The organism is Clostridium sp. D33t1_170424_F3 (assembly GCF_015667585.1).
Taxonomy (GTDB): domain Bacteria; phylum Bacillota; class Clostridia; order Oscillospirales; family Acutalibacteraceae; genus Anaeromassilibacillus.
The window spans coordinates 197,038-204,216 of record NZ_JADPEG010000004.1; the positions used below are offsets into that span (position 1 = coordinate 197,038).

General features: G+C 53.9%; 7 protein-coding genes. 5 read left to right on the forward strand and 2 right to left on the reverse strand.

Annotated elements, in window-relative coordinates:
• Window positions 1–140 precede the first annotated feature (140 nt).
• The gene (locus I4V53_RS04325; protein ID WP_195984162.1) at window positions 141–1,499 is read right to left on the reverse strand and encodes a PFL family protein; all 1,359 of its coding nucleotides are present in this window, start codon (window positions 1,497–1,499) and stop codon (window positions 141–143) included.
• 244 nt (window positions 1,500–1,743) lie between these two features.
• Window positions 1,744–2,013 carry an ACT domain-containing protein gene (locus tag I4V53_RS04330; protein ID WP_195984163.1) on the reverse strand — a complete coding sequence of 90 codons (270 nt, stop codon included), beginning with the start codon at window positions 2,011–2,013 and terminating at the stop codon, window positions 1,744–1,746.
• 316 nt (window positions 2,014–2,329) lie between these two features.
• Here I4V53_RS04330 and I4V53_RS04335 point away from each other — a divergent pair, with 316 nt between their 5' ends.
• The 5 genes from I4V53_RS04335 (at window position 2,330) to ispE (ending at window position 7,031) form a co-directional block, all read left to right on the forward strand.
• Entirely contained in the window at window positions 2,330–3,142 is an 813-nt protein-coding gene (locus I4V53_RS04335; protein WP_195984164.1) for a histidinol-phosphatase HisJ family protein, read from the forward strand.
• Between the two features lie 171 nt (window positions 3,143–3,313).
• Window positions 3,314–3,799: an Lrp/AsnC family transcriptional regulator gene (locus I4V53_RS04340; protein ID WP_050698504.1), complete on the forward strand. Its 486-nt coding sequence runs from the start codon at window positions 3,314–3,316 to the stop codon at window positions 3,797–3,799.
• A complete protein-coding gene (locus I4V53_RS04345; protein WP_353616467.1) occupies window positions 3,792–4,961 on the forward strand; it encodes an aminotransferase class I/II-fold pyridoxal phosphate-dependent enzyme in 1,170 nt (389 codons plus the stop codon). The genes I4V53_RS04340 and I4V53_RS04345 overlap by 8 nt, the downstream gene beginning before the upstream one ends.
• A gap of 3 nt (window positions 4,962–4,964) precedes the next feature.
• Window positions 4,965–6,122, forward strand: coding sequence for a DUF362 domain-containing protein (locus tag I4V53_RS04350; RefSeq protein WP_195984165.1), 1,158 nt, complete (start codon window positions 4,965–4,967; stop codon window positions 6,120–6,122).
• 57 nt (window positions 6,123–6,179) lie between these two features.
• Complete coding sequence (ispE, locus tag I4V53_RS04355) at window positions 6,180–7,031, forward strand: 4-(cytidine 5'-diphospho)-2-C-methyl-D-erythritol kinase (RefSeq protein WP_195984166.1); 852 nt, start codon at window positions 6,180–6,182, stop codon at window positions 7,029–7,031.
• The last annotated feature ends 148 nt before the right edge of the window (window positions 7,032–7,179 follow it).

Genomic DNA, 7,179 nt, shown 5'->3' on the forward strand with positions numbered 1-7,179 from the left:
AATCTCCTGCATGACTGTGTACCCATTATAGTCTTCGGTTTCCGCTTTTTCAAGCGTGTATTTGCGAAATGTAACGATTTTTCTGCAAGAATATGGGTGAACATTCACAAGGTTTTTTTGGTAAACTGCCGGAATTGCTTTTAATTTTTTAAGCTTTGCATGGGCGCGGGGATTCTTCCACCCCGCTGGATAAACTTTGCGGGGGAGTAACGGTTGACCTCCATCACAGGGCCGCCGCCCAGCAGGCCGCCAAAGTTCAGTTCCTCACCCGCCGTTTTTCCGATCGCCGGAATCAGGCGGACCGCTGTAGTCTTGGAGTTTACCATACCGATGGCCGCTTCATCCGCAATGATGGCAGAAATTACCTCTGCCGGTGTATCGCCGGGAACGGCAATCATATCAAGGCCGACGGAGCAGACCGCCGTCATCGCCTCCAGCTTGGTCAGAGAAAGCGCGCCGCAGCGAGCGGCGTTGATCATACCGGCGTCTTCCGTAACGGGGATAAACGCGCCGGAAAGGCCGCCAACATGGGAGGAAGCCATGATGCCGCCCTTTTTGACGGCGTCGTTCAGCAGCGCCAGTGCGGCGGTTGTGCCGTGCGCGCCGCAGCTTTCCAGGCCCATTTCCTCCAGAATATGGGCGACGGAATCGCCGACCGCGGGGGTGGGGGCGAGGGACAGGTCCACAATGCCGAAGGGAACGAACAGGCGGCGGGACGCCTCCTGTGCAACCAGCTGACCCATACGGGTAATTTTAAAGGCCGTCTTTTTGACGATGTCCGCTACGCCGGAGAGATCACAGTCCTCCGCTTTGGCCAGCGCGGCGCGCACCACGCCGGGGCCGGATACGCCCACATTGATTACGCAGTCCGGTTCGCCGGGGCCGTGGAAAGCGCCTGCCATAAACGGATTGTCCTCCGGCGCATTGCAGAAGACGACCAGCTTTGCCGCGCCAATGCAGTCGCGGTCCGCCGTGCGTTCCGCCACATCGCGGACAATGCCGCCCATTTTTGCCACAGCGTCCATGTTGATACCAGCCTTGGTGGTGCCGATGTTCACGGACGAGCAGACAAACTCAGTTTCGGACAAAGCCTCCGGGATGCTTGCCATCAGCGCGTAATCCCCGGGGCCAAAGCCCTTGTGGACCAGCGCGGAGTAACCGCCGATAAAATTGACGCCGGTCGCCTTGGCGGCGCGGTCCAGCGCTTTTGCAAAATGTACCGGGCTGCTGCCCGGGCAGGCCGCCGCCAGCATGGCGATGGGCGTCACGGAAATACGTTTGTGAATGATCGGGATGCCGTACTCCTTGCTGATGGCCTCGCCGGTCTTGACAAGGTTGCCCGCATACCGGCAGATTTTATCGTAAATTTTCTGGCATGCAGACTGGACGTCGCTGTCCGCGCAGTCCAGCAGGGAAATGCCCATGGTGATGGTGCGCACATCCAGGTTTTCATTGTCGATCATATTAATTGTTTCCAAAATATCGTGGGAATTCAGCATGTTTGAGAACCACTCCTTTATTTTGTTATGCTGACAGGAGAATGAAGCTGAGAAGCGGACAACTTGCAGAAAGATCCGCCCTTTCTATGTTGGAACAATTTTTGTAAATAAGGACAGGAAAGGAAGCAAACATGGGAAAACTGCGGCAGGACGAAAAACGCGGGCGTGGCGCCCGGCAGGGTGGACAACGATGCCGCGGCCTTCTCAAACCGCTGATCTTCTGCTCTTATTTGCTGAAATTGCCCTAAATGCGATGCATGGAGTTAAAGATATCCTCGTGCATGACATGAATGGTCAGCCCCATGTTTTCTCCCACCTGGGTAAGTTCATCCACCAGATTCTGGAACGGAATTTCACATTTGGAAATGTCTACCATCATAATCATTGCGAAAAGGTCCTGTAGAATGGACTGTGTGACCTCCACAACATTGACGCCGTTTTTGGCGCAGATCGCGGAAACCTGTGCAAGAATTCCGACCATATCTTTGCCGATCACTGTGACAACTGCTCGCATATGCGAATACCTCCATGAAAGTTTAATTTAAGAGGACATACGACTCTATTCAACCATTATGAACGGAAAGAATGGCTGTGTCAAGCGTACTTTGTTTTATAAAGGAGTAAAAAGGGGCGCAGTAAACAAAGGACAGTGTAAATCTGACTGGCAATTTGTAACCTTCGGAAAGTTGTTTAAAATTATACGTTATTTATGCAGTTGAAATAGGGAGGATTCATCTATCAATCGTTTGTAAAGTATGATAAACTGAAACCATTATAAGGAAAATGAATTTTTATACAGCAGTTTTAAAGGATAGAGGATGTGACTGAAAGTGAAATACCGGTATTTGTCGGACAGCCATGTGCATACCGACTGTTCCCGCGATGCGGCGGATCCGACGTCCATGATGTGCGAGAGTGCCTGCCGGCTGGGATTGTATACGCTGACGATTACAGATCACTGTGAATGCAATGTATATAAGGAAGAAGCGTATGACCGCTCTGTCCGCCAGTCGTACTTTGAAGCCCGCAAGGCTTCGGCGGTTTTCCATGGCCGCCTGCATGTGCGCGCGGGCGTGGAGATCGGGCAGCCGATACAGAATCTGGAAGCGGCAAATGAGGTGCTGGACGCCTGTGATTTTGACTTTGTTTTGGCGTCTGTACATAATGTAAAGGGAATGGCCGACTTTTACGAGCTGGATTATAAGGAAATACAGCTCAACGACGTATTGATGCGGTATTTCGACGAGATCATGGAAACGATCGAATGGGGCCGCTTTGACTCCCTGGCGCATCTGACGTATCCCTGGCGTTACATTGTGGGAGAGCACGGCCTGATCATCGACGACCGTTTATTTGACGATCGAGTAGACCAGGCTTTAAAAGCGCTGATTGCTTCTGACAAGGCGCTGGAGATCAACACCAGCGGCCTGCGGCAGAAGCTGGGGGAAACCATGCCGAACCGGAAGATTCTGGAACGGTATCGCGAGCTGGGAGGAAGGCTGGTGACGGTTGGGTCCGACGCGCACCGCTGGGCCGATGTGGGCGGCGGCGTGGAAGAGGGTCTTGCCCTGCTTAAGAAGGCGGGCTTCAGCCATTTTACAGTGTATGCCCATCATACGCCTAAATTTCTTCCAATTGAATAGTGCGTTTTTCAGCTCCTCCCTTTTTGCAGGGGGGAGCTCTCTTTTTTGCGTTTTTATGCAGGTAATGGCTTTCCATACGCTGGAATTTGATGTATACTATATCTTATTATTCAAAAAGCGCCGTCTTTGACGGCAAAACAATTTGAAATCAGGACCGGAGGAATGGAAGTTATGGACCGTTTATTGGAGTTACTGAGTCAAAATGCCCGTCTGTCCAACCAGCAGCTTGCCGTTATGCTGAACAAAACAGAGGACGAGATACAAAACCAGATTACAGCGTATGAAAAGGCGGGAATCATCCGCGGCTATCAGGCGCTGGTCAACTGGGAAAAGGCCGACGCCAATAAGGCGTTTGCTTTGATTGAGCTGCGTGTGACGCCGCAGCGCGACCGCGGTTTTGATGAGATTGCCCATCGCATCATGCAGTTTGACGAGGTGGACAGCGTATACCTGATGTCGGGCGGTTTCGATCTGGCGGTGATGGTGCATGGGGATACCATGCAGGCCATCGCCATGTTTGTCGCCCGGCGGTTGGCGCCTCTTGGTTCCGTACTTTCCACCGCCACGCATTTTATTCTGACCCGCTATAAGGACGGCGGCGTCATTCTCAATTCCGAAGACGAGAAGGACGAGAGAAGGAGTGTGCTCTGTGATTGATTATAGAGCGGTGCTCAATGATAAGGTGCAGGCGATCAAACCCTCCGGAATCCGGCGCTTCTTTGACATTGCCAACGAGATGGACAATGTGATTTCCCTGTCGATCGGGGAGCCGGATTTCACGACTCCCTGGCATGTGCGGCAGGAGGGCATCCACTCTCTGGAGGACGGGAAAACCTGGTATTCTCCGAACCGCGGCTTTATAGAGCTGCGTGAGGAAATTTCCCGCTGGTTCAAGCGTCATTATCATGTGGAATACAACCCCAAGGAGGAAGTGCTGGTGACGGTGGGCGGCTCGGAAGCGCTGGACCTTTGCCTGCGCTCTCTGATTCGCCCTGGGGACGAGGTGCTGATCCCGGAACCCAGTTTTGTCTGCTATGTCCCGTTGACGGAGATGGCGGGCGGCGTGCCGGTTACCATAGAAACCAAGGCGGAGGATAAATTTCGTTTGACCGCCGAGGCGCTGCGTGCAAAGATCACCCCGAAGAGCAAGCTGCTGATCCTGCCCTTTCCGAACAATCCGACCGGTGCGGTCATGCGACGGAAACATCTGGTTGAAATCGCGGAGGTGGTGAAGGAATATAACCTGACCGTCCTTTCCGATGAAATATACGGCGCGCTGACCTACGGCGATACCAGCCACGTCACCTTCAGCGCCATCGATGGGATGCGGGAACGCACCATTGTGTGCAACGGTTTTTCCAAGGCGTTTGCCATGACCGGATGGCGGCTGGGTTACGCAGTTGGGCCAAAGGAGATCATCGGCGCGATGACCAAGCTGCACCAGTATGCTATTATGAGCGCGCCGACCACGGCCCAGTATGCGGCGATTGAGGCAATGCGCAACGGCGATGAGGACATCGTTTATATGCGGGAACAGTACGATATGCGCCGCCGTCTGATTGTGGACGGCTTTAATGCGATGGGGCTGACCTGCTTTGAACCGGAGGGCGCTTTTTATGTGTTCCCCTGTATCAAGAAGACAGGCCTGACGTCGGAGGAATTCTGCGAAAAGCTGTTGTATGACGAGCACGTCGCCGTGGTGCCGGGGACGGCGTTCGGCCCGAGCGGGGAGGGGTTTGTCCGCGTTTCCTATTCGTATTCGATCAAACACATTACGGAAGCGCTTTCCCGCATCGGCCACTTTATCAGCCAGTTTTAATCTATGAAGATAGAAAACAAAGAACAAAAAGAACGGGTATGCCTGTCGGCCTGCCGTACGTATGACTTTGAAGAGGTCCGCTCGATTCTGTGCCGCCAGTTTGACGCCCTGAAAGTGGATGGGCTGCTCTTCCCGGGCTGCCGTGTGGTGATCAAACCCAATCTGGTCATCAAGTCGAAGCCGGAGGAAGCGGTGATCACGCATCCCGTAGTGGTTGCCGCGGCGGCAGTGGAGTTAAAAGCGCGCGGTGCGGGGAGCGTCACTGTGGCGGAAAGCCCCGGCGGGCCGTATACCCCAGCATTGCTGCGCGGCATTTATCAGGCGGGCGGCTATACGGAACTGGCGCAACAATACGGTTTTGCGCTGAATCTGGATTGCTCCTATACGGAGTTTTCTGCGCCGGAAGGCCGGCGTTCCCGGCTGTTTACAGGCATTGCCCCCATTCTGGAAGCCGACCTGGTGGTCAACATCGCAAAGCTGAAAACGCACGGCATGATGGGGTTGAGCGCTGCGGTCAAGAATATGTTCGGCACGGTTCCCGGACTGATGAAGCCGGAGCTGCACTGCCGCTTTCCGGAGCGCACTGCGTTTGCGGAAATGCTGGTGGACCTCTGCTGTATCCTGAAGCCGCAGCTCAACCTGGTAGACGGCGTCATGGCGATGGAGGGCAACGGACCGAGCGGCGGGACGCCGCGTTTTGTCGGCGCGCTGCTTGCTTCCCGCAACCCGTTTGCGGCGGACGTCGTCTGTGCAACACTGATCCATCAGACGCCCGCACACAATCTGATTTTAAAGCTGGGCATGGACCGGGGCGTCTGCCCGAAGAGCCTGGAAGAAATTGACTTATGGGGCGTGGACCCGCAAACGCTGGCGGTGGCCGATTTTGTCCAGCCGGATGCAAAAAATGTGGATTTTCTGATGAAGATCCCATTGTTTTTGCGGCCTTTGGCGGCAAAGCTGACAACGCCTTTGCCGAAAATCCGCAGGGCAGAGTGTGTTGGGTGTGGCAAATGTGCGGAGAGCTGCCCGCAGCATACCATTCAAATGGCGGACGGCAAAGCGGAAATCCAGTATCAGGATTGTATCCGCTGTTATTGCTGTCATGAAATGTGCCCGCAGCATGTGATCGATATTAAACGGTTTCGGCTTTTTAAATGGTAATAGGAATATAAAGAAAAGGAATGCCCAAGGGCATTCCTTTGTTGCAGGTGGAAGATTATGATTGTAAAAGCATACGCAAAAATTAATTTGTCTTTGGATATCCTGGGAAAGCGCGCGGATGGATACCATCTGCTGGATATGGTGATGCACAGCGTATCCCTGTGCGATACGCTGACGCTGACAGAAAAAAAGGAGGGCGTCACCGTATCCTGTGATAGGGAGGAAATCCCCTGTGGACCGGAAAATACCGTTTACCGGGCGGCAGAGGCTTTTTATCAGTATACGAAACTGACGCCCGGTATCCGGATTGCCATTGATAAACAGATTCCGTCACAGGCGGGACTGGCTGGCGGCAGTGCCGACGCCGCCGCGGTGCTGCGCGCATTGAATCGAATGTATCAAACTGATCTGCCTTTGGAAACGCTCTGCGAAATAGCTCTGACCGTAGGGGCAGATGTGCCGTTCTGCGTGGTTGGCGGCGCGGCGCGCGTGCAGGGGATCGGGGAAAAATGGCAGCCCGTTGCGCCGCTGCCGGATTGCCGGATCGTCATCTGCAAACCGCCGCTGGGCGTCAATACGGCGGAGGCCTATGCAAAAGCGGACGAGCAGGGTGGAACAGGAAAAGCGTTGTATACCAAGAGGGTTTTGCAAAGTTTAGAGCAGGGAGCGCTTTTTGAAATTGGAAATGCGCTGGGGAATGCCTTTTCTGATCTTTTGCCTTTGCCGGAGGTGGACGCAATCAGGCGGCAAATGCTACGCGATGGAGCCGCCGGCTCCTGCATGACGGGCAGCGGTTCCGCCGTGTACGGCCTGTTTGCCGGTGAGGATGCGGCTGAGCAATGCAGGCGTAATTTATTGCCGTTATATCCGGAGACGTTTTTATGCCGTCCGATCAGGGCGTACCCGTAAGACAACAAAGGCCTGTGCAAATCAATTTGCACAGGCCTTCCATTAATCAGCTTTAGCGAAAGGAGAACCCCCGGCTAAGCCGGGGAGAGTAAAAAAGATTAAATAGTGAAAAAACCTTCTGGTAGAATAAAGTCGCGGTCGGTCAACT